The organism is Streptomyces sp. NPDC026672, assembly GCF_040638185.1.
In the GTDB taxonomy this organism is placed as follows: domain Bacteria; phylum Actinomycetota; class Actinomycetes; order Streptomycetales; family Streptomycetaceae; genus Streptomyces.
Map to the genome: position 1 here is coordinate 37,613 of NZ_JBEZXS010000002.1, position 23,708 is coordinate 61,320.

The following is a 23,708-nucleotide window of genomic DNA, read 5'->3' on the forward strand; positions in this document are numbered from 1 at the left end:
GGGGTCGGGACCGATGACCGGGAACGACGCGTTCCTGCCCGCCGTCGACCGGGCGGCGTTCGCCGTGGCGCTCGCCGACCGGCTGCGGCGGCGGGGTGTGCCCGTGAACCTCACGGCGGCACGGGACTTCGTGTCCGCGCTGGGCGCCTCCTGGCCCGCCACACGGACGGCGCTGTACTGGACGGCGCGTGTCACCCTCGTCCGCGACCAGCCGGACCTGGCCCGGTTCGACGAGGTCTTCGACGCGGTGTTCGGCGAGGCCGTGCTCTCCGTGGACCCGCACGCCCGCCGGGACGGCCGGGGCGCCTCTCCCCCGCCCGGGGACGACGTGCGCGCGCCGCGGCCCGCCGGGGCGGAGGGCGACGCGGTCGAGGAGGCGGGGCTGCCGTGGGTGACGCTGCCTCCGGTGGCCGGGCCGGCCGAGCACAGCGAGGAGCATGTGCTGACCGTGCCGCAGCGGCTGCCGACCGAGCTGGCGGGCTCCGTCGACACCCCGTTCGAGCAGCTCGGTGAGCGGGAGGCCGAGCTGCTCGGGCGGTGGCTGGAGACGGCGCTGCGGCAGTGGCCGACGCGCCGCTCACGCCGGTACGCGACGCGTCCGGGCGGGCCCCGGGTGGCGGTCCGGGAGACGATGGCGCGCTCGCGGCGCACCGGCTGGGAACCCGTGCGGCTGGTGCGGACGGGGCCGGTGGACCGGCCGCGGCGGGTGGTGGTGCTGTGCGACGTGAGCCGGTCGATGCAGGCGCAGGCGGTGGCGTACCTGCATCTGATGCGGGCGCTCGCGCTGACGACGCGGGCCGAGGTGTTCGCCTTCGCGACCTCGCTGACCCGGCTGACGAACGTGCTGGCGCACCGTTCCGCGGAGACCGCGTTCGAGGAGGCGTCGGAGCGGGTCGCCGACCGGTTCGGCGGGACCCGGATCGCGCACTGTCTGGAGACGCTGCTCGCCTCGCACCACGGGGGCGCGCTGCGCGGCGCGGTGGTGCTGATCGCCTCGGACGGCTGGGACGGCGACCCGCCGGAGCGGCTGGCGGCGGCCATGGCTCGGCTGCGGCGCCGCGCCCACACAGTGGTGTGGCTCAACCCCCGGGCGGGCGCCCCGGGTTACGTCCCCCGTACGACGACGATGGCGGCGGCCCTGCCGTACGTCGACCTCCTCCTGCCCGCGGACACCTTCGCGTCCCTCCTCCGGGTGGCCCCGGAGATCGCCCGCCTGGCGAACCCCGCCGCCGGACGCCCCGGCCGCCGGCCGACCGCGACACGCTGAGGGCCGCCGTCCCCGGCGCGTGGCTCAGCTCCAGAGGGTCACGTGGATGGCCGGGCGGAAGCGGCCGGCCGTGACGCCCGCGCCGCGCAGCATCGCCTGGGTGGCGCGGGGCGTGGTGACGAAGCGGCGCAGTTCGGCGGCGGCGGGCGGGGCCTCGCGGTCGCCGAGCGCGAGGAGGTTCCAGGAGCCGCGCGCGGGCAGTTGCGGTCCGTTCAGCTGGCGCAGGTCCCCGTCGGCGACGTCCTTGGTGACGGCGAACGCCACCGCGAGCGCCACGCCCTTGCCGTGCTTGGCCTCGTCGACCGCGGCCGCGTGGCTCTGGAAGATCCGCTGGTGGCTCTCGGGCACGCCGAGCCGCCGCAGCACGGACGGCACCATGCCGACCCGGCCCACCGCGGAGGGCCCGAGCAGCCAGGTCTGCTCCCGCAGCTCCGCCGCGCCGGCCGAGCCGGACCCGGAGGCGAGCGGATGGCCGGCGCCGACGACCGCGATGACCTGGTAGTTGAGGAAGTGTGTGCAGGTCATCGCGTCGTCGACGGTGGCGGGCCGGGGCCCGATGGCCACGTCGACGGCCCGTTCCATCAGCAGCAGCGGGAAGCGCTGGGGATCGTGCACGCTCAGCTCGACGTCCAGGTCGTCGGCCCGCCCGGCGAACAGCTCGATGAGTCCGGGCGCCGCGTACTCGGCGAACAGGCTCGACGTGGCGACCCGGAGCAGCCGCCGCCCGGACCCGGCCTGCTGCACCTCCAGGACGGTCTGGTCCTGGAGTCCCAGCATCTCGGCGGCCCGGCTGGCGAGCCGCAGCCCGCCCGGTGTGAACGCGAGTCCGTGTGCGGTGCGACTGAACAGCTTGTCGCCGAGCTCCTTGCGCAGATGCGCGATGTGCATGGAGACGGCGGCCTCGCTCACGGCCAGATCGGCGGCCGCCGCCTTCACCGAGCCGAGACGGACCGTGGCCGAGAACGCCCGCAGCTGTGCCGGGGTCAACCAGAACCTCCCGCGTTCACCACGGATGCCTTCTTCACCTGTGACCTGCGTCTCAAGCTAGCGCACAGATCGTTCCGGAGCCATGGTTTCGACCGGACCGCCCGGTGCGCCCGGACGGTCCCGTCTCGTTCACGTCAGTTCGGGCTGCGCCGCGCTGTCGTCCAGGAAACCGCCCGACTGGTGCTGCCACAGCTTCGCGTAGGCGCCGTCCGCGTCGAGGAGTTGCTGGTGCGTGCCCTGCTCGACGATCCGGCCCCGGTCGAGGACCACGAGCCGGTCCATACCGGCGACGGTGCTCAGCCGGTGCGCCACCACCAGCGCGGTCCGGCCCTCCATGAGCCGCCACAGCGCCTCCTGGACCAGGATCTCGCTCTCGGAGTCGAGGGCGCTGGTCGCCTCGTCGAGCAGCAGGATCGGCGCGTCCCGCAGGATCGCGCGGGCGAGCGCGACCCGCTGGCGCTGTCCGCCGGACAGCTTGACCCCGCGCTCGCCGACCATCGTGTCGAAGCCGTCGGGCAGGGCGTCGGCGAACTCGGTGACGTGCGCCGCCTCGGCCGCGCGGCGGATCTCGGCGTCGGTGGCGCCGGGCCGGGCGAACGCGATGTTGTCGCGCAGGGTGCGGTGGAACATGGCGGGGTCCTGCGGCACGTACGCCATCAGACCGCGCAGGTCGGCCTGGCGCAGCCGGGTGATGTCCTGTCCACCGACCAGGATGCGGCCGCCGTCGATGTCCGTCATCCGCAGCAGCAGCCGGGTGAGCGTGGTCTTGCCGCCGCCGGAGCGGCCGACGAGGCCGATCTTGGCGCCGCCGGGCACGTCCAGGTCGAGCCCCTCGAAGAGGGGGTCCCCGCCGGAGTGGGCGAAGGTCACCTTCTCGAAGCGGACGTCGGCGGGGCCGGGGCCCGGCGGTTCCGGCACCGGCGGGTCGAGCACGGTCGGGGGCTTCAGCAGCAGTTCGGTGAACTGCGCGGCCTCCGTCATCGACCTCTCAAGACGGCGGTAGATCTGGTTGAAGTCGAACATGATCCGGGTCGCGTTGGAGTAGTAGGTGAAGGCGACGACGACCGCCTCCACGCCGTGGCTGCCGCCGCCGAGCGTGACGGCGAGCAGCAGGCCGAGCCCGTTGGTGAGCACGGACATCGGGGCGACCAGGGTGTCGATGCGCAGATTGCCGTAGTCCCACGAGCGCAGCGACAGCCGGCGGGACTCGGCGACGCGGGAGCGGTGTTCGGCGGCCTCGCGCTCCTCGGCGGCGAACGCGCGGACCGTGTCCATGTTCATGAGGCTGTCGGCGACGTGCCCGGACACCCGGGCGACGGCCTCCTCGCGCTGGTTGACGAGGGCCTGGCGGCGGCGGATGAGGGGCGCCACCAGGAGGCCGGTGACGGCGATCATCGTGAGCAGTCCGACGACGAGCAGCGGCTCGTAGCGCCACAGCACGACGGCGCCGAACAGCAGCGGTACGAAGCTGCCGACGACGGAGAAGGTCAGGGTGTCGACGAACTCCTCGAACCGGGAGGCGAAGCTCAGCACCCGCTTGGTGAGCGATCCGGCGAAGTTGTCGTGGAAGAACGCGGCGTCCTTGGCGAACAGTTCGTCCATGCCGATCACGTACAGGTGCTCGATGCCGAGGGCGTCGAGCCGGTTGAGGCAGTGCAGGCCGCCGCGCCACAGCGCCTCCGCGAGGAGCAGGGTGCCGGCGAAGGCGAAGACGTGGGGCAGGGTCGAGCCGACGTCGATGCCGCGGTCGTCGGCGATGTCCCCGACGAGTCTGGCCACGATGAGCGGTGCGACGTAGTTGATGCCGATGTTGCCCAGCGCGGGCAGCAGCATGGCGGGCAACGTCAGCCGGCGCAGCCGACGCAACTCCCGTCCGTAGTAGCGAAGTGCGAGCAGCACCGGGCCCTTGCCCGACGCGGCGTCGCGTGATCCCGAGATTCCCATGGCAGTCCTGTGTCGTGGTACGACGATGACCACGCGTAACCACGCGCGCACGCCGAGTCAGAACAGGCAGTCTCCCGCGCGGAGATCACAACCGTCCACGAGTTTTTTCCAGCCACACCCACCGGTCCCCGTACTCCTCGACCGGGCTGGTGATGAGCGAGAGGAGATCGCCGACACGGCACCGGTCCTCGCGCCGGGCGCGCCACTCCCGGCTGCCGCCGGCCTCCACGAGGAACTGCAACGGATCACCCGTCACCGGTCCCCGTAGTCCTCCACGAGATTCCCGATGAGCAACAGCAGGGCGTCGACCCGCCGCTGGTCCTCACGTCGGCCGCGCAATTCCCGATGAACCTCCCGAAGCCTCTCCAGGGCGGCCGGTTCACGGTCCTGCACCTCGTCGAGCAGCGGATCGGTGATCAGATCGAGGCAGGCGCTCAGCAGCCTGCGAGTGGCGGGGAGGGGCGGGGCGGGGTCGGGTGCGGTGTACGGGCTCGTCAGGTACCGAGCGGGGTCCGTGAGGCTCCACCCGACGACGGTGCCCTGCTGGACGAGGAGCGCGACGTCCGTGGCGATGCCGATACGGGCCTCCAACGGTTCATCGAGGACGTCGAGGTCACGCAGGCTGGTGAGCACGGTGTCCCCGGGGGCACGGCAGAGCTCGGAGGCCGTCTCCAGCCGGAAGTCCCGCGCCTCCTCCGCACGAAGTCCGCCCGGACGGACAGGGGGCGTGGCGGGAACACGGGCCGAGTCCTCGGCGGACGCGGACCAGTACGTCAGCTGGAACTCGACGCCGGCCAGCTTCTGGTCGGCACGGTCGAACCTGACCTCGTCGGGCGTGTCCCACAACCACGCCCCGCTGCCGAACGTACCCGCGAGGAACCGCTCCCGTCCCGCCTTGTCCATATAGGGAACAACGCGCACGGAAGTCCCTTCGAACCGGGGCGTGAAATCCAGGGGTTCCCCGGTGACAACCGCGCTCCAACCATCACCGAACGTCAGTTTCATGGTCGAAGCCGCCTCACTTGATCTGCACCGCAGGGGGCATGAATCCGTCTTTGCTCGGAATCCTGCCCTCAACGATGTCCTCATGGGTAATCGGCCGTCCGGGGTCCGTGGGTTTGCCGCCGACGGCTGTCGCGCCCGAATCGCCCAGCACCCCGGACGGTCCGTATGCCGTGATGGCCTGACCGGCTTCCGACCCGACGCCCTTTGTCACGACCACGTCCTCCCCCTGCCGGAAGAGCAAATTCCCCGACCCGCCCGTGGACTGGTACACGGCATCCGGATTCTGAAGGATTTCCAGGACGCGTTCGTCGCTGAAGCCATGCATGGTGGCCCCGTGGTAGTCGGGATGTTTACGGAAGCGTCCGTCCTGCGCCTTCTCGATCACGCCGTCCGCGGCCTTGACCGCCCGTTGTCTGTCCCTCTCCTCCCTCGTGTACTTGGGCATCAGGCCCAACGGGTCCGTCCCCGTGTGGGGGTTGTCCACGTAGGCGACAGGATTGGGCGCGGGGGCGAGGCCCAGGGGGTCCGGGGTCGTGTAGCGGGCGGTTTCGGGGTCGTAGTGGCGGAAGAGGTTGTAGTGGAGGCCGGTTTCCGGGTCGTAGTACTGGCCCGGGAAGCGCAGGGGCGTGTAGGCGGTGCTGTCGCCGGCCCAGGCGGTGGTGCCCCAGAGTGTGCTCCGGGTGCGCCACGCGATGTCGCCCGCCTCGTCGATCAGCTCGGTCGGCGTCCCGACCAGGTCCGTGGCGATGGCGAAGAAGCGCCGGTCGATCTCCGACTGGGCGCTGCCCGCCGTCAGGATGCGCTCGGTCTGGGCCAGCGGCACGACGTCCCGGTGGTCCCAGGTGAGGGCCACCATGTGCGGGGTGCCGGGGCCGTGGCTGGTCTGCTCGCACAGGGTGAGGCCGTCCCAGGTGAAACGGACCTCCTCGGCCACGCTCTCGCCGTCCGCCGCGAGGCGCTGTTTCGCGGTGCGGCGCCCCAACGGGTCGTACCGGTAGCGCCACCGAACGCCGTCGGGGGTCGTGACGGAGGTGAGGCGGTTCTCCGTGTCCCACTCGTAGCGCCAGGTGTCCGGCTTCCGGGACAGCCGGGTCTTCTGCCGCAGCACGACCCGGCCGAGGGCGTCGTGCTCGAAGCGGACGCCTCCGGCGCGGGTGATGCTGGTACCGCTGTAGGTGCGCGGTCCGGTGGCCTCGCCACCCGGGTGCCGGTCCGGCCAGTCGGCCGAGGTCTGATTGCCCGCGTCGTCGTACGCGTACCGCTCCGTCCAGCCGCCCGGGGCGTGGACGCCGGTGACCCGGCCCAGCGTGTCCAGGTCGAAGGTGCGGGTGCCGGACAGCCCGTCCGCGACGGAGAGCAGGTGCCCGTCGGCGCGGTAGGCGTAGGCACGGCTGTTGACGGCGCGGGCACCGGCGGTGATGTGCTGCGCGGCCAGGCGTCCGGCCTCGTCCCAGGCCGACGTCACGGTGAGCGCGTCACCGAAGGCCCGGGCCAGTTCACGGCCGGCGGCGTCGTGGGTGAAGTCGACCCGCCGGCCGCCCGTGGTCAGCCGTGCGGGAAGTCCGTCGGAGTCGTAGGCGTAGGTCGTGACGTGTCCTGTGGGTGTGGTGCGGCGGACACGCCGGCCCAGGTCGTCGTAGGAGTAGAGCATCGGACGGCCGTCCACCAGCTCCGTCTTCACCCGCCCCTGGCGGTCGTACTGGTAGCGCAGTTCGCCGTCCGGTCCCCTCGCCTCCAGGAGGCGGCCCACGCGGTCGTACGCGTACGTCGTCACCCGCCCGTCGACGCTCTTGCCGAGCACCTGGCCGAGTGGGTCGCGCTCGAAGGAGATGGTCCCGCCGAGGACGTCCGCCCGCTCGCTCAGCCGCCCCGCGGCGTCCACGCGGTAGGTCAGGGTGCGCCCGTCGAAGTCGGTCTCGGAGACGATGTTGCCGACCGCGTCGTACGTGTACGTCCAGCTGAGGCCCTGCGGGTCGGTGACCCGGGTGAGGCGCAGGTCGGCGTCGTGCTCGAACGCGTAACGGCCGCCGTCGGGGCGGGTGGTGGCGAGCGGGAGGTCGAAGTGGGTGTACTCGTGGCGCGTGACGGCTCCGGCGGCGTCGGTGTGGGCCGTGCAGTTGCCCTCGCCGTCGTAGATCCATGACTCCGTATCGCCGCCCGGCCCTGTGCGGCGGGCGAGTCGACCGTCCCGGTCCCATTCCAGGCGGGTGACACCGCCCGTCGGGTCGGTCACCCGGACCGGGCGGCCGAGCCCGTCCCGCTCGGTGCGGGTGACGGCGCCGGACGGATCGGTCACCGCCACGACCAGCCCCGCCGCGTCACAGATCACGCCGGTCGTGTTCCCGAGGGCGTCGGTGACCGAGGTGAGCCGGCCCGCGTCGTCGTAGGACATGCGGGTGGTGTGGCCGGCCGGGTCGGTGAGCGCCGTACGGTTGCCGCGCTCGTCGTAGGTGTACGCCGTACGGGCGCCGTCAGGCCCCACGATCTCCGTCGGCAGGCCCGACGGGCCGCGCGCGACGCGCAGTTCGGTGCCGTCCGGACGGACGGCGGAGACCAGTCGGCCGTCCTCGTCGTAGCCGAAAGCGGTGCCGGCGCCGAGCGGGTCGGTGCGGGACAGCAGGTTGCCGCTCGGGTCGTGGTGGAAGCGGGTGGTGTGGCCGAGGGCGTCCGTGGTGGCCAGGATCCGGGAGCCCGAGCCGATCAGATGCCGGGTGGAGCGGCCGTCGGCGGTGGTCAGGGTGGTGCTGCGGTGGCCGGTCGTGGGGTCGGGTCCGGTGTAGGTGAGGGTGATCTGGACGTGGCCCGCTTCGCCGCCCTCCGCCACGACGCGGTCCTGTTCGTCGTAGGCGTAGTCGTAGCGGCGGCCGTTGGAGTCGGTCCAGGCGATGACGCGGTGGTATTCGTCGTGGGCGAAGGTGGTGGTGGCGCCGGACGGCCTGGTCACGGTGGTGAGGTCGCCGTCCTGGTAGCCGTAGCCCATCAGGGGCAGATCCGCGCCGCCCTCGCCCGCGCCTGCCAGGGACAGGCCGGTGACCAGGCCGTCGGACGTGGTCAGCCGCAGCTCGTGGCCCGCCGAGTGGACGAGCGCCAGCGGCAGCCCGTCCTCGGCCCGGTCCACGGTGAGGGTGTGGCCGTTGGGTTCGGTGATGCCGGTCAGCCAGGCGGTGCCGTCGCCGCCCGGTTCGCTGCCGGACGGGGCGGTGAAGTGGCGGACCACGCCCGTATCGGGGTCGGTGACGGTGTAGGCGCCGTCGGTGTCCCGGGCGAGCAGCGTGCGGGCCCTGCCCGACCAGGGTCGGGTGGGGGCGCCGGGGACCGGGTGCGGGTAGGTGATCAGGAGGCCGTCGGCGGTGGCGTGGACGACGCCGATCGCGTCGATCTCCAGCCGTTCGTCGACCGTGGAGGACCAGGCGGGCCCCAGGAAGCGGCCCGTGACCAGGCCCGACTCGGTGCGGCGGGTGAACACCAGCGGCAGGATGCCGGGTATCGCCACATCGGTCTGGGGCAGGAACATCCGGCCCGTGGCCAGGTCCACCGGGTCCGTGCCGTCGGTGGTGCGCTCACCGTCCGGACGGCGGTGCGCCCCGTCCTCCGCATCGTCGACCAGCCGGCGCACCCGTGCCGCGTCCGCCGCGTCCTCCGCGAGGCGGGCCCCCTTCACCGCGGCCCCACCGCCGTCGGTGGCCACGGTCAGCACCAGATCGGGAATCAGCCGGCCCAGCCCCTCGGCCGGGTCCTTCATGAAGTCCTTGACCATCTGGGTACCGGTGCCGACCGGGTCGTTCGCGGCCACCACCAGACCCGCGGCCAGACTGTTGAGGGACGTGGCGTACTCGGCCGGATGCGTCAGGTTGTACGGGTCCATCGGATCGACACTGCGCACGAAGTTCACGATCCCCGCCGTGCCCTTGACCAGGCCACCGGCCACATGGTCCTGCATGATCTGCAGTTCACCCGCGCCGTCGCGCAACTGCTCGGCGTAGGACGGCTTCTGGGGCGCCATGTCACGGGCCGCGCGGACCGCCGTGCGCGCGGTCTCCGCCGCCGCGTTCCGCTGCTTGCGGGCCTCGGCCAGGATGTCCTGCGCATCCTGCATCAGCTTCCGGCCCGGATCGTCGAACGACCCGGCGGGGCGTGGCGGCAGCGACGACGGGTCGCGCCGGTCGGCGGGCTGGGCGTTGTACCGGTCGACGGCCTTGTTGAAGTCGTCGACCTTCTTGCGGTGGGCGTCGGCCGCCGCCTCGGACGCGGTGACGCCCTCCTTCCACTTGTCGATCGCCGTCTGCGCCTGCCCCTGCGCCCAGGTCACCGTGTCCGCGAACGCCTCCAGCGCGGCGATCGCCTTCACACAGGCGTCCGCCGCCCGGTACCACTTCGGCGGCTGCTCACCCGTCGCCCTGCGCAACGCCTCGGCCGCCTCGCCCTTCAACCGGGAGGAGTCGAGGCCCCTCAGACCGTCACCGGTCTCGTCGAACGCCGACTCGAAGGCACGGAGCTTCGCCGCGACAGAGTTGATCTTCCCCGGGCTGCCGTAGATCAGCTTGGTCTTGTCCTCGGTCTGCCCGAGGTCCATCTCGTCGACCTCGGCGCCCAGCCGGCCCGCAACCGAACGGGACTGCTCACGCACCCAGTCCGCACCGGACTCCCAGCCGACGTCGTCCAGCCGGTCGGCGGTCCAATTGCCCGCGTCCTCGACCCGGTTGCCCACCCATTCGACACCGTGCTCGACCGCGTCCTCGACCGAATCGGGCGTGATGTCACTGATGAAGTCGCCGATGCCCACCGTCAGTTCCCCCCGGACTCACCCTGCTGCTGCTCCTGCTGGGCGCGTTCCTCGGGCGACGGTCCGAAGGTGTCGTCCAGCGCCTGGTCCCACTGGTCGTCGGAGATGCCGAGCGCGTGGTTGAGCAGCTCCGACTGCCGACCGCCCTGGCCCTCCGTCAGAACCGTGCGGCCGGTGTCCTTCCACGTCTGCGCCATGTCGTCCCCGGCCCGGTCCCACGACTCCGCGCTCCAGTCCGGGTTCAGGGCGTCCGGGGTGAACACATCACCCCAGTCCTGCTTGGCGATCTCGTCCTCACTGGCGTGCGGGTTGCCGCCCATCACGGAGCTGACGCCCACCTTCAGCGCGCCCGCGACGTACTGGTCCTCCTCCCACAGCGTGCCCGCCGCCAGACCCAGCCGGTTCGCGATCTCGCCGGCGTCCCGCACCAGCGCACGCACGCCCCACTCCCACCGCTCGCAGAAGTCCTCGAAGTCGACGGAGAGACCGTGGTGACCGGCCTCCATGCCCGTCATCGCCAGCTCCGAGAAGCCCTTGCCCATCACCGAACCCGTCGCACCACCGAGGTCACCCAGCTCACCGATGGTCGTCCCCAGGCCCTCCGTGAACTTGGCGACGGACGCCTTGTCGAGGTTCAGGTCCTTCCCGTCGTCACTCATGACCGCGCCCCCTGCCCCGCCCGACCGGTGTCGACGGCGACCGCGTCCGGGACCACTCCGGCGACCGGCGGGAAGAACATCGACCCGTCCTCGGTGGCGATGTCGACGGCGAGACCGGCCGGCTCGCCCAGGGACGGCACGATCTCGTCGACGATGCGCGCGCCCAGCAGCACCGCGTAGTCCATGGGCCGGTCCCCCGGCCCGTGGTGCAGGGCGAACCGGGCCAGCGCGGCCTCGTCGGTGAACCCGCAGATCCACCGCACCCCACCCGAACGCACCGACCACAGACCTCCACCCGCCACCGGCACCAACAGGGCCGACCGCCGCATCTCGCCGACCAGGGCGCGGGGGTCGTCGCCTCCCCTTCTCCGCTCGGCGATGCGCTCGGCGAACGCCACATTCGACTGCTGCACGGTTCCCCCCGGGTGGTGGACGGCTGATGGCACCGTAGGGGGGACGCGCACGAACGCGCAGGCGGTTTCCCGGAGTCCCGGCCGGGCCCGACGGCCCCGCTGGGCTCACCGCCCCCCTGCGTCAGCCGTCAAGCACCAACTCCGCGAGGCAGATCCGTGCACCGAACACTGGTACCCAGAGCTGGTCCCCAAGCACTCTCCCTTGCCGGGGGAAGAGACTCTTGGGGCCGCCGACGAGTCAGGGGGCTGGTTCGCCAGGGCCGACTGGTCAGGCCGCGGGCAAGCTCAACGACGAGTCGAGCGAAGCGCTCGGGATCTGTGGCCCCCGGCAACTCCTGGCTGACGATGACGATATACACGAAGCCGTCGACAGCGACGCCCACTCTGCCCTCCCGTGGGGAAAAGGACGACCGGGCCCAACAAACGCCCCAACAGGCACGTGTGACACTTGTCCGTGCGGACTGCCCAGGAGGACCCGATCCTGTCCGGCGAGGACTGGGCGGCCATCGCCTGCCGCGTGATCGCCACCATCTGTATCGCCCCCGACGGCGACGAAGCCGCCTGTCGTTGAACAGCCGTCCGCCACGCCGATGGCCACACTCACATCATCGCCACGTTCCTCCGCGACGACGGCCGTCAACCCGTCTGCGACGAGGCCCTCCGCGCCCAGGCCGAATGCCGCCGCATGAACGCCGACAACGGGCTACGACAAGTCGCGGCCTGGGACGGGCAAGTGCTGCGGTTTCCGTCCGGAATGGACTACCTGGTCCTGCCTCTTCCTGTACTGATGGAACGCGACAACTTGGGGGAGAGTTGACCATTGCCTTGAGGGCTCGGCTCAGTGAGCCGGCGCGGACAGTGTGGGCCAAGCATGATCGGGACAGTCACGGCTGGCTTCCGTTGTGGCGGCACATGGGGGACAGTGCCGCGGTGGCGGGGCTGCTGTGGGATCAGTGGCTGCCGGACAACGTACGGGCCTTGATTTCGGGGGTGCTGCCGGGCGGGATGGAAGACGGGCGTCGTCTGGCGGTGTGGCTGGCGGGGGTGCACGACATCGGGAAGGCGACGCCGGCGTTCGCCTGTCAGGTCGAACAGCTCGCGTATGCGATGCGTGGGCAGGGCCTGGAGATGAAGACCGAGCGGCAGTGGGGGACCGATCGCCGTTTGGCTCCGCACGGGTTGGCCGGTCAGCAGCTGCTGGCGGAGTGGCTGGAGGAGCGGCACGGGTTCACGGTGCGGCAGTCGGGGCAGTTCGCGGTCGTGGTGGGCGGGCATCACGGGGTGCCGCCCGGCCACGGTCAGATCAAGGGGCTCGACGACCGTGAGGACCTCCTGCGTACGCCCGGGTCGAGTCGGGCCCAGTGGCGGCGGGTCCAGGAAGAGCTGCTGGAGGCGTCCGCCGAGGAGTTCGGGGTCGTGGGGCGGCTGGGTGACTGGCGGTCGGTCAAGCTGCCGCAGCCGGTGCAGGTGCTGTTGTCGGCTCTGGTGATCGTCACCGACTGGATAGCCAGCAACCCCGACCTGTTTCCGTATTTTCCGCAGGCCGCGCAGCAGAGCGATGAGGAGCGGGTGGCGGCAGCCTGGCGGGGCCTTCGGTTGCCGCCGCGTTGGCGGGCCCAGGAACCGGTCGAGGACACGGTGGAGCTGTTTGCGGCGCGGTTCGACCTTCCCGCCGGCGCCAAGGTGCGGCCGGTGCAGGAGTCAGCGGTACGGCTGGCGCGCACGATGCCGGAGCCGGGGCTGTTGATGATCGAGGCGCCCATGGGTGAGGGCAAGACGGAGGCCGCGCTGGCGGCCGCGGAGATTTTTGCGGCCCGTTCGGGGGCGGGCGGGGTGTTCTTCGCCCTTCCGACGATGGCCACGGGCAACGCAATGTTCCCGCGGCTGCTGGACTGGCTGGAGCAGCTGCCGGCCGATGAGGGAGTGCGGCTGTCGGTGCTCCTGGCGCACTCCAAGGCCGCGTTGAACAAGGAGTTCGCGGATCTGCTGCGGGCGGGTGCGCAGCGGATCGCTGCCGTGGCCCTCGACGAGGACGACCGGCCGCTGCGGCCGGGGAGCGAGGGGCACGCGGCGTCGGCCGAGCTGGTGGCGCACTCCTGGCTGCGCGGTCGGAAGAAGGCGATGCTGTCGTCGTTCGTAGCGGGCACCGTGGACCAGCTGCTGTTCGCGGGTCTGAAGAGTCGGCACCTGGCGCTACGGCATCTGGCGGTCGCCGGCAAGGTTGTGATCATCGACGAGGCGCACGCCTACGACACGTACATGAACACGTATCTGGACCGGGTGCTGTCCTGGCTGGGCGCCTACCGCGTGCCGGTGGTGGTGCTGTCGGCGACGCTGCCCGCATCACGGCGGCGGCAGCTCGCCGAGGCGTACGCAGGAAGCAGCGGCGCCGGTTGCGCCGAGGGGTTCGACGCCTTGGAGGAGGCGGAGACGTATCCGTTGCTGACCGCGGTGGCGCCGGGGTCGGTTCCGGTTTTGGAGGAGCCTTCCGCGTCCGGCCGGGGCAGTGACGTGCGGCTCGAACGCCTGCACGACGACCTCAGTGTGCTCGCGGACCGGCTGGAGACCGAACTGGTGGACGGCGGGTGCGTGCTGGTCGTGCGCAACACCGTTCGGCGGGTGCTGGAGACGGCCCGGGTGCTGCGTGAACGCTTCGGCGAGGACGCGGTCACGGTCGCCCACTCGTCTTTCCTCGATGTGGACCGGGCAGCCAAGGACAAGGCGTTGTTGTCCCGGTTCGGGCCGCCGGGCAAGGCGAAGGAGCGGCCGACCCAACGGCACGTCGTGGTTGCCAGCCAGGTGGCCGAGCAGTCTCTGGATGTCGATTTCGACTTGCTGGTCAGTGATCTGTGCCCCGTCGACCTGCTGCTGCAGCGGATGGGGCGCCTGCACAGGCACCAGCGCGGTGACGGCCAGGCGGCTCGCCCGCCGCGGCTGCGCACGGCACGTTGCCTGCTGACCGGCGGGGACTGGACGGAAGAGGTTCCGGTGCCGGTGCGTGGCTCGGTCGCCGTCTACGGGGAGTACCCGCTGCTGCGCTCGGCTGCTGTCCTGTCGGACCACCTGGATGGTGACGCGCTGCCGGTGCGGCTGCCGCAGGACATCAGCCCGCTCGTGCAGGGCGCCTATGCGAACGCGCATTCCGTGCCTGCGAGTTGGGAAGCGGTGATGTGTCGAGCGCGGCAGCGGTACGAGGACTTCCGCCGGGACCAGGCCGAGCGGGCCGCCGTGTTCAGACTGGATCCGGTGGGACGGGCGGGTCGGCCTTTGTTCGGCTGGGTCACCGCAGGCGTGGGCGACGCGGACGACACCCGTGCCGGGCGCGCCCAGGTCCGCGACGGCAGGGAGAGTCTGGAGGTCGTCGTGGTGCAGCGGCGTGCCGACGGCACGCTGGCGACCGTCGACTGGATCGAGCCCGGCAAGGCCGGGCTGGAGCTGCCCGTGGACCGGGCGCCCGACGCGAGGGCGGCGAGGGCCGCGGCGGCCTGCGGGCTGCGCCTGCCGTACCAATTCTCCTTCCCCGAGGTGCTTGACCGTGCGATCGCGGAACTGGAGCAGTTCTGCCCCCAGGCATGGCAGAACAAGGAGAGCCACTGGCTGGCGGGGGAGTTGATCCTCGTCCTGGACCCCGATTGTCAGACCCGTCTGGCAGGGTTCCAACTCCGCTACAGCGACGTGGACGGACTTGAGGTGACGCGTGACTGACACCGGAAGTATCAGCAGGGGCCTGCCGTCGTTCGATCTGACCGGCGAGCCGTGGATCCCGGTGCTGCGCCGCCGGGACGGTCGGCAGGACGAGCTGTCCCTGCGCGGGGTGTTCGCACAAGCCTCGGACCTGGCCAGGATCGTCGGGGATGTGCCCACGCAGGAGTTCGCTCTGCTGCGACTGCTGTTGGCGGTCGCGCACGACGCCCTCGACGGGCCGCAAGACGCCGACCAGTGGGCCGAGTGGTGGGAGGACGAGGACTGCTTCGCTTCGGTGCCTTCTTACCTGGACGCCCACCGCGGCCGGTTCGACCTGCTCCACCCGGTCGCGCCGTTCTTCCAGGTGGCAGGGCTGCGTACATCCCGCGACGAAGTGTTCTCGCTGAACCGGATCGTGGCCGATGTCCCCAACAACGAGCCGTTCTTCAGTTCCCGTATGCCATCCGTCGATCGGCTCGGCTTGGCCGAGGCAGCCCGCTGGGTGGTGCACACCCACGCCTACGACACCTCCGGCATCAAGACCGGCGTGGTGGGCGACAGCCGGGCCAGAAGCGGCAAGGTCTATCCGTTGGGCGTCGGCTGGGCAGGCAATCTGGGCGGGGTGTTCGCCGAAGGGGACACGCTGCGCGAGACGCTGCTGCTCAACATGGTCGCCGGGGACGCAGCCACGCTGAAGACGGATCCGGACGACCGGCCCACTTGGCGGCGCGAACCCTGCGGCCCCGGTCCTGGTCCGCAGCGACGGCCGACAGGTGTGCGGGATCTCTACACCTGGCAGTCGCGACGGCTGCGGCTGCACTACGACCACGCCGGTGTCCACGGCGTCGTCCTCGGCTACGGCGATCCACTGTCCGCACGCAACATGCACGACCGTGAGCCGATGACCAGATGGCGGCGGAGCAGGACCCAGGAGAAGAAGCTCGGCGAACCGCAGGTCTACCTCCCCAGGGAGCACGATCCGCAGCGAGCCGTGTGGCGTGGGCTGGCCTCGCTGCTCGCCGAGCAGCCGACAACGGGCGCGCAACGCACCGAGGCCGCGGCCGAACTCCCGGCAGGAGTCCTGGAGTGGATCGCCCAGCTGGCCACCGAGGGATACCTCCCACGCGGGACCCGCTTCCGGGCCAGGATCGTCGGCGCCGTCTACGGCACCCAGCAATCCGTGATCGACGAGATCGTCGACGACCGGCTGTCCATGGCTGTGATCCTGCTCAACCGCCGGGATCGCCGCTACGCGCAGGCGGCGATCGGCGCGGTGGTCGACGCCGACGAGGCAGTGAACGTCCTCAGTGATCTGGCCGTCGACCTCGCCCGCGCCACCGGTGCAGCCACGGACGGGCCCCGCAGCAGAGCCCGCGAGCAGGGCTACGACGCGCTGGATGCGCCGTACCGGAGCTGGCTTCAGGACCTGGACGGCGCCACAGACCCCGAGGAGTACCGCGCTTGGTGGCGGGGCGAAGTCCACCGCGTCGTCCGCCGTATCGGTGAGCAACTGATCGCGGCTGCGGGAGATGCCGCCTGGCAGGGACGCACGATCACCACCGGCAAGGGCGACCTCTGGCTCAACTCCGCCTACGCCGAACGCTCCTTCCAGTACAGCCTCAACAAGGTCCTCGGCCGTCCCGACAGCTCCGAGGCGGACGAAGCCGCCCCAGAACCTCAGAGGAGTGGACCTGTGGACCTCAGGCCCGACACCCCGGTAGCAGGCGCAGAAAGGGCCCTGGCATGACCACCGCCATTCACACGAACCCCATGGCCAAACGCGTCGAGGACCTCGTAGCTGGCGGGATCGGTCCACTGCAGCGCGAGGTTCTCCGCGACAACCCCAAGGCCGTGGCGACGCTCGCCAGACTCCGCCGCGGAGCGGGCAAACAGCCGCACCAGGTCCCCGACCTGCTCGGACTGATCGACACAGGACCGCTGTACGACGAAACCCCGGACGGGCGCCCGCCCGGGGAGCAGTCGCTGACCCGCGCCGAAGACGCCGTACACGTCGCGATGACCCTGTGGGCCTTGCACCAGCAGTCCCGCAGCACCGGCATGCACCGGCCCCACCGTACGGACGCACCGGGTGGGTTGGGAGCCGCGATACGTCGGCTGATGGCCGAGAGGGACGCCGGCGACGCCGTCCGGAAGCGGTTCGTCCGTATCGGGACCGCGCCGAATCTCACGATCCTCGCGCAGCGCCTGCGGGAGATCGTCCTACTGATGCGCGACGAGGGCATCTCCCTCGACTACGGGCTTCTCGCCCGGCAGCTCTACCAGTGGCAGTGGCCACAGGGCCCGGAGGCCGTCCGCCGGGCCTGGGGCCGTTCCTTCCACGCCTACCGCGATCCCAAGGACGGCATCTCCACCGACGCCGACGCTCCCGGCACCGACAACTCGTCCGAATCCGAAAAGACCTCCAAGGACGCCTCGTGAACCGCCTCTTTCTCGACGTGCACGCCCTGCAGACCGTGCCCCCCAGCAACCTCAACCGGGACGACACCGGCGCCCCGAAGTCGGCGGTGTACGGCGGTGTTCCACGGGCGCGGGTCTCCAGCCAGGCGTGGAAGCGCGCCACCCGCAGCTACTTCAAGGAAGCGAAGCTGCTCGACCCGGCCGAGCTGGGAGTGCGGACGAAGAAGGTCGCCGAACTCCTCGCCACCCGCATCACCGAGCTCGATACCTCGATCGCCGGGGCCGACGCCCTGCGCCTGGCCGCTGCCGTCATCGAGGCGGCCACCGGTATGAAGCTGGCCGTCCCCGAACGTAAGGCTCGCGGCACGAAGGCGAAGACAGCGGCAGGCGAGGAACCGGCGGACGAGACCCCCAGGTCGAAGTACCTGATGTTCCTCAGTTCCCGGCAGCTCGACGGCCTGGCCACTCTCGCCATCGACGGCGCCGCCGACATCACCGCCTACATGAAGGACAAGGACAACAAGGCCCGTGGCAAGCACATCGCCGACACCGGCCACTCCGTCGACATCGCCCTGTTCGGCCGAATGGTCGCCGACTCCACCGACTTCAACGTCGATGCAGCGTGCCAGGTCGCCCACGCCATCAGCGTGCACCGCGTGGAGAACGAGTCCGACTACTTCACCGCCGTCGACGACAAGAACACCGAAGCCGAGAGCGGCGCGGGCATGATCGGCACCGTCGACTTCAACTCCGCCACCCTCTACCGCTACGCCTCCGTCAGCATCCACCAGCTCGCCGTCAATCTCGGCGAGGGACTGCGCGAGGAACAGTCACCCGCAACCCCGGTACAGCGCGCCGTAGAAGCCTTCGTGCACGCGTTCATCGCCTCCCTGCCCACCGGGAAGATCAACACCTTTGGGCACCACACGCTGCCCGACGCCGTCGTCATCACGCTGCGTACCACGCGCCCGATCAGCTTCGTGGCTGCCTTCGAGGACCCCATCACGGGCGAGGCCGGCGCCGGGCACGTGTACGAGGCATCCGCCCGACTCGCCGCCTACATCCCCGAGATCGAACGGGCCTACGGCGGCGAGGAGTCCACCCGTACCTGGGTGCTGCGGGTCGGCCCCGCCACGAAGAAACTGAGTGGCGTCGGCGAGGAGATGCCCAGCATGACCGCTCTCGTCGAGGCCGTCGGCGGTGCCATCGTCGAGCGCATGGAGAAGCCGGCATGAGCGTGCTCACCCTGCGGCTCGACGGCCCCCTGCAGGCATGGGGGGCCTCGGCCCGGTTCGCCCGCCGTACCACTGAATCCGCTCCTACGAAGAGCGGCGTCATCGGCTTGCTCGCCGCTGCCCGCGGCATGGACCGTCGCGACGACGCCCAGCTGGCCCGCCTCGCCGCGCTCCGCTTCGGTGTACGCATCGATCAGCCCGGGACCCGGGTGCGGGACTACCAGACCGCGCAACACCAGATCACGAACGCGTCCATGCCCGTTTCGGAGCGTTACTACCTGGCCGACGCCGTGTTCGTCGCCGCTGTCGAGGGCGATGACGAACTCGTCAACGAACTCGACGCCGCCCTACGCGCTCCGGTACATCCTCCCTTTCTCGGCCGTCGCTCCTGTCCACCTGCCCGCCCGGTGCGGCTCGGGATGCACCGCGGGGTCGACCTCGCGCAGGCCCTACGGGACGAGGCGTGGCAGGCGGCACCCTGGTACCGCAAAGGACACGGTCGGCAGCCCACCGTCCACCTGACCGTGCTGCGCGAGGCCGACCCCGGCGAGGACGGCGCGGATCTTCTGCGCGACCAACCCCTCAGCTTTGCCGCCGAACACCGCAGACATGCCCTGCGCCCCGTGGTCACCGAGACCGTGGACATACCCCACCCCGACGGCCAGGTCGTCACGACTCCAACGAAGCGCGTGCCCGAGCACGACCCTCTCGCCGCTCTGGAGGAGAGCAACTGATGTACCTGTCCCGCTTCCGGATCAACACCGCGCGACCTGGTGCCCGGCGTCTGCTCTCCTCACCGCAGTCGCTCCACGCGGCAGTGATGTCGTCGTTTCCCCACCTGTTGCCCACCAGCGACACAGCCGATGGCCCGAGGGTGCTGTGGAGGTTGGACCGCAACGCCGTCGCCGAGGCCCTGCTGTACGTCGTCAGCCCCGACCGGCCCGACATGACCCACCTGGTGGAACAGGCCGGCTGGCCCGCGGCGAGCAGCGCGGAAGCCCCCGGCTGGCAGACCCGCCCTTACGCCCCTTTCCTCGACCGGCTGACGGAGGGAAGCGCGTGGGCATTTCGTCTCACCGCCAACCCCGTCCACCAGATCCGCCGAAAGCCGGGTGAGCCGACCAAACGGACCGCGCACCTCACCACGATCCACCAGATGGACTGGCTTCTCGACGAGCGGCGTCAGGAACGCGGGGGATTCCTCATCTGCGAGAAGCCCGCCGACAAGCGACTCCTACCCGGCGGTACCACTCGTCACGACCGACCGCACCATGGCGACCGATACGAACTCATGGTCCGCGACCAGCGCAACCTGTCCTTCGCCAAGAGGCAGCCGAACAGCGCATCCGAGCAGCACCATGTCACTCTGGTCACCGTCACCTACGACGGCCGGATCACCGTCACCGACCCCGACCGGATGCGTAGCACCCTCACCAACGGGCTCGGCAAGGCCAAGGCGTACGGCTGCGGACTGATGACCCTTGTTCCTCTCCCGACGACGGAAGGGTGAGTTGAGACGGTGACCACTGTCGGCCGACGCCCCATGCTCACCCCCAGACAGCTCACCCGCACCGGCGAACGCCTGTCCTTCGTCTATCTGGAACGGTGCCTGATCCACCGGGACGCCAACGCCATCACCGCCGAGGACGCGGACGGCACGACCCACATTCCGTCCGCGACCGTCGGCACGCTCCTCCTTGGCCCCGGTACCCGTATCACCCACCAGGCGATGAGCCTCCTCGGTGAGACGGGGGCGGCCGTCCTCTGGGTCGGTGAGCACGGTGTGCGCTACTACGCCGGCGGCCGTGCCCTGAGCCGCTCCGCCGCGCTCGCCGAGGCTCAGGCCGCCAAGTGGGCCAATCCCCGTACGCGACTTGCCGTCGCGCGCGCCATGTACCGGTTGCGCTTCCCTGATGAAGATCCGAGCGGACTCACCCGCCAGGAACTCCTCGGTCGCGAGGGCCGTCGGGTGAAGGACTGCTACCGCGAGCACGCCGCCCGCACCGGTGTCACCTGGCGTGGACGCCGTTACACCCCCGGCGACTTCACCGACGGGGATGCTGTCAACCAGGCGGTCACCGCGGCCGCACAGTGCATGTACGGCATCGCCCATGCTGTCGTGGCTTCGCTCGCCTGCATCCCGGCGTTGGGCTTCGTCCACTCCGGGCACGAGCTGTCCTTCGTTCTCGACATCGCCGACCTGTACAAGACCGAGATCGGCATTCCCATAGCCTTCGACGTCGCTGCCGAGGACGACCAGGACGTCGGCACTCGTACCCGCCGAGCTCTCCGGGACCGGATCAACCAGACGTCGTTGCTGGACCGTTGTGTCGGCGACATCAAGGCTTTGCTGCTCCCGGAATCCGCGGCTGCGAGTACGGTCGCGGATCCGGATACGGACCGGGTTGTTCTCCAGAGCGATGGTGGACGCCAGGTCCCGGCCGGCCGCAACTACGCCGAAGGTGACGCCCCGGACATCGACGAGGTGATCTGGTGACCGTCATCGTGCTGACCAACTGCCCGCCCGGTCTGCGAGGCTTCCTCACCCGCTGGCTCCTGGAGATCTCCGCCGGCGTCTTCATCGGCAACCCCTCGGCCCGTATCCGTGACGTCCTGTGGGACGAGGTGCGCCAGTACGCAGGCCAAGGTCGCTGCCTGCTCGCGCACACCACCAACAACGAGCAGGGCTTCACCTTCCGCACTCATGACCATGCCTGGCACCCCGTCGACCATGAGGGTCTGACCCTCATCCGACGTCCTCACCCCGAGTCACAGCCGGCCACCGCTGCTCCGAAGCCGGGCTGGAGCAAGGCGTCCAAGCGCCGCCGCTTCGGTAAGCGTGCCCAATAATGGGCGAGGTGGCGGAAATGTCGGATCCGGTGAAAGTTCGCGAAACGAGCTCCCCTCGAAGCTAAAGCCCCAGGTCGCACAGTCTGCTCCCCGCACCCGCGGGGATGGTCCCTGCCGCAGCCGGACCTCCAGCGCCACCGCGGCCTGCTCCCCGCACCCGCGGGGATGGTCCCGAGGCCCCACCACGCACCACAGGCAGGGCACTCTGCTCCCCGCACCCGCGGGGATGGTCCCATCGCGCCCGACTCGTTGAGTTGATCGCGCCCCTGCTCCCCGCACCCGCGGGGATGCTCCCCCATGGGATAGCCAAGAACCTTCCCAAGACAGCTACTCCCCGCACCCGCGGGGATGCTCCCAGCCGCCCCTGACTCCGGGCCGGAGGTGAGGCCTGCTCCCCGCACCCGCGGGGATGCTCCCAGGCCGCGTACGAGGCGGACATGGCGGCCGAGCTGCTCCCCGCACCCGCGGGGATGCTCCCTTGGGCCGGTGGGGCGAGAACGCCGCCGCCGACTGCTCCCCGCACCCGCGGGGATGCTCCCACCGATCACGCGGGCGATCCCGAGTAGTACGTCTGCTCCCCGCACCCGCGGGGATGCTCCCTGGCCGATGGGTGCGCCGCACGCCCGGCAGAACTGCTCCCCGCATCCGCGGGGATGCTCCCGTCAACTGGGAGGTCGCGTTCATCCCCATCGGCTGCTCCCCGCACCCGCGGGGATGCTCCCTCGTCGAGATCCTTCTCCGTACGGTCCGACCGCTGCTCCCCGCACCCGCGGGGATGGTCCCCCCTGCACGTCGTCCTCCACCAGCTCCTGGAGCTGCTCCCCGCACCCGCGGGGATGGTCCCACGGCTCGGGTGTCGCCGACCTTGCACGGGCCCTGCTCCCCGCACCCGCGGGGATGGTCCCGTCGGCCCGGACTTCGCGGTCTTCGCCGCGGTCTGCTCCCCGCACCCGCGGGGATGGTCCCCGGCTCGGCTGCACGCCGGTCGTGTACGCGAGCTGCTCCCCGCACCCGCGGGGATGGTCCGGTGGCCTGAGAACCTGTGGGGAATGGCGGGTGCTGCTCCCCCGCACCCGCGGGGATGGTCCCAGCGCCGTCCAGAAACTCCGCAGCGCCCAGTTCTGCTCCCCGCACCCGCGGGGATGGTCCCCGGTCGCTGAACAAGGAGTGGGTGGACGTCAGCTGCTCCCCGCACCCGCGGGGATGGTCCCTGCACCAGCGACCCCATCGAGCTCGATGCTGACTGCTCCCTGCACCCGCGGGGATAGTCCCGCCCACACCACGGCGCGCAGGGCGGTGGGTTCCCCCTCCCCGCACCAGCGGGGATGGTCCCGACATGGGGACGCTCCTGGTTACCGACCGGAAACTGCTCAATGCCTTGCGCTTGAAGGCCGCCTTAGTGACAAGGTGCCGTGACGTGTAACCGCCCCGATGCCTGGGAGGGAATGGAGCTTGGACGCAAGGGGTGGGGGCAGAATGAATCCGCCGGTGCTGGCTTTCAACTTCCTGCCGGTCCGCTTTTTGGCGGACGAGTTCAAGGGTGGGCTGATCAAATTCGAGTCTCCCGAGCAACTCGGTGCCCTCCGAGCCAAGCTTGGCGACAGCCACGTGGTCGCCAAGACACGAACAAGCATCGCCTGCATTCCCGTGCAGGCCGACACCAACGTCTACGGCACGCCTACAACGTTCCGGACACGCGATTACCGATCCCTCACCATGCGGCTCGTCCAGGAGGCGTTGCTCCGGTCGGTACTGGGATGGGGGTACAAGGTGCGTCGGCTTAGCCCACCGGTGTTCGTCTCTCGTTCTGGCGGGCAGGGATCTGCTTGAGCCATCGGTCCGCGGCCGACGTAAGGAGGCCCTCGGAAGGCTCCACGTCTATCCGGAATACCGGCTGGACAGCAGGACCATCGGTCCCGCGAACCACCCTGGTGTGATCGTCGGGGTGAAGGGCCCGCTACGAGATCGACATGACGGTGGACGAGTTGATCCGCCAGGGCCTCGACGTGCGCGGGCGCTACGTGCTGAGCGAGGACGCGGCGCGAGCACTCGACCCGCACATGGATAACATGCCGCCCGGCAGGCGGTCGGTGCTGTCGACCACGTCGACAGCACCGATCTGGTACTGCGTGATGCCCCGAGGTGACCCGAATCTCTGCCAGCGAGGCGTGACTAGAGAGCCGACGGGAGACCTTCGACGATGTGGTCCGTGTCCTTGCCAGAGCCGACAGTTCAGGATTCTCAAGGAACTGGACCAGACGACATTCGATCTGCTCGGGGCCTTTGGCCGCTACGAGGGTGCGGCCAGCATTGCCGGCCGCTTGGATCGACTCGGCCACCTGCAGTTGGCCGGCGACCTGTCCGTGGTCATCGGGACGCCAGTCGGTTCGAGCAGCGGTAGAAAAGTGAGCGGGACTTACTACCAGTCCCCGACATTCCAGTTCGGCCAGGCCGGAGACAAGA

The 23,708-nt window shown here is 70.6% G+C and carries 17 protein-coding genes and 1 CRISPR repeat array; of the genes, 10 read left to right on the forward strand and 7 right to left on the reverse strand.

The features are described from left to right. Window positions 1–13: 13 nt before the first annotated feature. Window positions 14–1,267, forward strand: a complete 1,254-nt coding sequence (locus AB0F77_RS01880; RefSeq protein WP_361939776.1) for a VWA domain-containing protein — start codon at window positions 14–16, stop codon at window positions 1,265–1,267. 24 nt (window positions 1,268–1,291) lie between these two features. On the opposite strand, the gene AB0F77_RS01885 is transcribed toward AB0F77_RS01880, so the two are convergent. The 7 genes from AB0F77_RS01885 to AB0F77_RS01915 form a co-directional block, all read right to left on the reverse strand. Further along, window positions 1,292–2,254 (reverse strand): LysR family transcriptional regulator, encoded by a 963-nt coding sequence (locus tag AB0F77_RS01885; RefSeq protein ID WP_361939779.1) that lies wholly within the window; start codon window positions 2,252–2,254, stop codon window positions 1,292–1,294. Between the two features lie 129 nt (window positions 2,255–2,383). After that, a complete protein-coding gene (locus AB0F77_RS01890; protein ID WP_361939782.1) occupies window positions 2,384–4,198 on the reverse strand; it encodes an ABC transporter ATP-binding protein in 1,815 nt (604 codons plus the stop codon). Window positions 4,199–4,283: 85 nt separating this feature from the next. Next, complete coding sequence (locus AB0F77_RS01895) at window positions 4,284–4,454, reverse strand: hypothetical protein (RefSeq protein WP_361939785.1); 171 nt, start codon at window positions 4,452–4,454, stop codon at window positions 4,284–4,286. Next, the gene (locus tag AB0F77_RS01900) at window positions 4,451–5,119 is read right to left on the reverse strand and encodes a hypothetical protein (RefSeq protein ID WP_361939788.1); all 669 of its coding nucleotides are present in this window, start codon (window positions 5,117–5,119) and stop codon (window positions 4,451–4,453) included. The genes AB0F77_RS01895 and AB0F77_RS01900 overlap by 4 nt, the downstream gene beginning before the upstream one ends. 97 nt (window positions 5,120–5,216) lie before the next feature. Then, a complete protein-coding gene (locus AB0F77_RS01905; RefSeq protein WP_361939791.1) occupies window positions 5,217–9,986 on the reverse strand; it encodes a putative T7SS-secreted protein in 4,770 nt (1,589 codons plus the stop codon). A 2-nt stretch (window positions 9,987–9,988) separates the two neighbouring features. Next, complete coding sequence (locus AB0F77_RS01910; RefSeq protein ID WP_361939794.1) at window positions 9,989–10,645, reverse strand: hypothetical protein; 657 nt, start codon at window positions 10,643–10,645, stop codon at window positions 9,989–9,991. After that, a complete protein-coding gene (locus tag AB0F77_RS01915) occupies window positions 10,642–11,058 on the reverse strand; it encodes a hypothetical protein (protein ID WP_361939797.1) in 417 nt (138 codons plus the stop codon). The genes AB0F77_RS01910 and AB0F77_RS01915 overlap by 4 nt, the downstream gene beginning before the upstream one ends. A gap of 912 nt (window positions 11,059–11,970) precedes the next feature. Between AB0F77_RS01915 and cas3 the strand changes: the two genes are divergently transcribed. The 9 genes from cas3 to AB0F77_RS01960 all read left to right on the forward strand — a co-directional run bounded on the left by cas3 (window position 11,971) and on the right by AB0F77_RS01960 (window position 23,075). Beyond that, on the forward strand, window positions 11,971–14,763 hold the full coding sequence (cas3, locus tag AB0F77_RS01920) for a CRISPR-associated helicase Cas3' (RefSeq protein WP_361939800.1): 2,793 nt from the start codon (window positions 11,971–11,973) through the stop codon (window positions 14,761–14,763). After that, window positions 14,756–16,489: a type I-E CRISPR-associated protein Cse1/CasA gene (gene casA, locus AB0F77_RS01925; protein WP_361939803.1), complete on the forward strand. Its 1,734-nt coding sequence runs from the start codon at window positions 14,756–14,758 to the stop codon at window positions 16,487–16,489. Before cas3 ends, casA begins: the two co-directional genes overlap by 8 nt. Further along, window positions 16,486–17,181 carry a type I-E CRISPR-associated protein Cse2/CasB gene (casB, locus tag AB0F77_RS01930; protein WP_361939806.1) on the forward strand — a complete coding sequence of 232 codons (696 nt, stop codon included), beginning with the start codon at window positions 16,486–16,488 and terminating at the stop codon, window positions 17,179–17,181. Before casA ends, casB begins: the two co-directional genes overlap by 4 nt. After that, entirely contained in the window at window positions 17,178–18,395 is a 1,218-nt protein-coding gene (gene cas7e / locus AB0F77_RS01935) for a type I-E CRISPR-associated protein Cas7/Cse4/CasC (protein ID WP_361939809.1), read from the forward strand. Before casB ends, cas7e begins: the two co-directional genes overlap by 4 nt. Next, the gene (gene cas5e, locus AB0F77_RS01940) at window positions 18,392–19,129 is read left to right on the forward strand and encodes a type I-E CRISPR-associated protein Cas5/CasD (protein WP_361939812.1); all 738 of its coding nucleotides are present in this window, start codon (window positions 18,392–18,394) and stop codon (window positions 19,127–19,129) included. Before cas7e ends, cas5e begins: the two co-directional genes overlap by 4 nt. Next, window positions 19,129–19,905, forward strand: coding sequence for a type I-E CRISPR-associated protein Cas6/Cse3/CasE (gene cas6e, locus AB0F77_RS01945; protein WP_361939815.1), 777 nt, complete (start codon window positions 19,129–19,131; stop codon window positions 19,903–19,905). The genes cas5e and cas6e overlap by 1 nt, the downstream gene beginning before the upstream one ends. A 9-nt stretch (window positions 19,906–19,914) precedes the next feature. Continuing rightward, window positions 19,915–20,892 carry a type I-E CRISPR-associated endonuclease Cas1e gene (gene cas1e, locus AB0F77_RS01950; RefSeq protein ID WP_361939818.1) on the forward strand — a complete coding sequence of 326 codons (978 nt, stop codon included), beginning with the start codon at window positions 19,915–19,917 and terminating at the stop codon, window positions 20,890–20,892. Further along, window positions 20,889–21,245, forward strand: a complete 357-nt coding sequence (cas2e, locus tag AB0F77_RS01955; RefSeq protein WP_361939821.1) for a type I-E CRISPR-associated endoribonuclease Cas2e — start codon at window positions 20,889–20,891, stop codon at window positions 21,243–21,245. Before cas1e ends, cas2e begins: the two co-directional genes overlap by 4 nt. Window positions 21,246–21,328: 83 nt before the next feature. Next, window positions 21,329–22,578: direct repeats of the CRISPR family, unit length 29 nt; unit sequence CTGCTCCCCGCACCCGCGGGGATGGTCCC. A gap of 143 nt (window positions 22,579–22,721) precedes the next feature. Beyond that, window positions 22,722–23,075, forward strand: coding sequence for a hypothetical protein (locus tag AB0F77_RS01960; RefSeq protein ID WP_361939824.1), 354 nt, complete (start codon window positions 22,722–22,724; stop codon window positions 23,073–23,075). The last annotated feature ends 633 nt before the right edge of the window (window positions 23,076–23,708 follow it).

Bases quoted from the DNA above. Each gene is read 5' to 3' on its own strand.
- cas6e (WP_361939815.1), top strand. From the start codon at position 19,129: ATGTACCTGTCCCGCTTCCGGATCAACACCGCGCGACCTGGTGCCCGG.
- cas5e (WP_361939812.1), top strand. From the start codon at position 18,392: ATGAGCGTGCTCACCCTGCGGCTCGACGGCCCCCTGCAGGCATGGGGG.
- AB0F77_RS01960 (WP_361939824.1), top strand. From the start codon at position 22,722: ATGAATCCGCCGGTGCTGGCTTTCAACTTCCTGCCGGTCCGCTTTTTG.
- AB0F77_RS01890 (WP_361939782.1), bottom strand. From the start codon at position 4,198: ATGGGAATCTCGGGATCACGCGACGCCGCGTCGGGCAAGGGCCCGGTG.
- AB0F77_RS01880 (WP_361939776.1), top strand. From the start codon at position 14: ATGACCGGGAACGACGCGTTCCTGCCCGCCGTCGACCGGGCGGCGTTC.
- AB0F77_RS01910 (WP_361939794.1), bottom strand. From the start codon at position 10,645: ATGAGTGACGACGGGAAGGACCTGAACCTCGACAAGGCGTCCGTCGCC.
- casB (WP_361939806.1), top strand. From the start codon at position 16,486: ATGACCACCGCCATTCACACGAACCCCATGGCCAAACGCGTCGAGGAC.
- cas3 (WP_361939800.1), top strand. From the start codon at position 11,971: ATGGGGGACAGTGCCGCGGTGGCGGGGCTGCTGTGGGATCAGTGGCTG.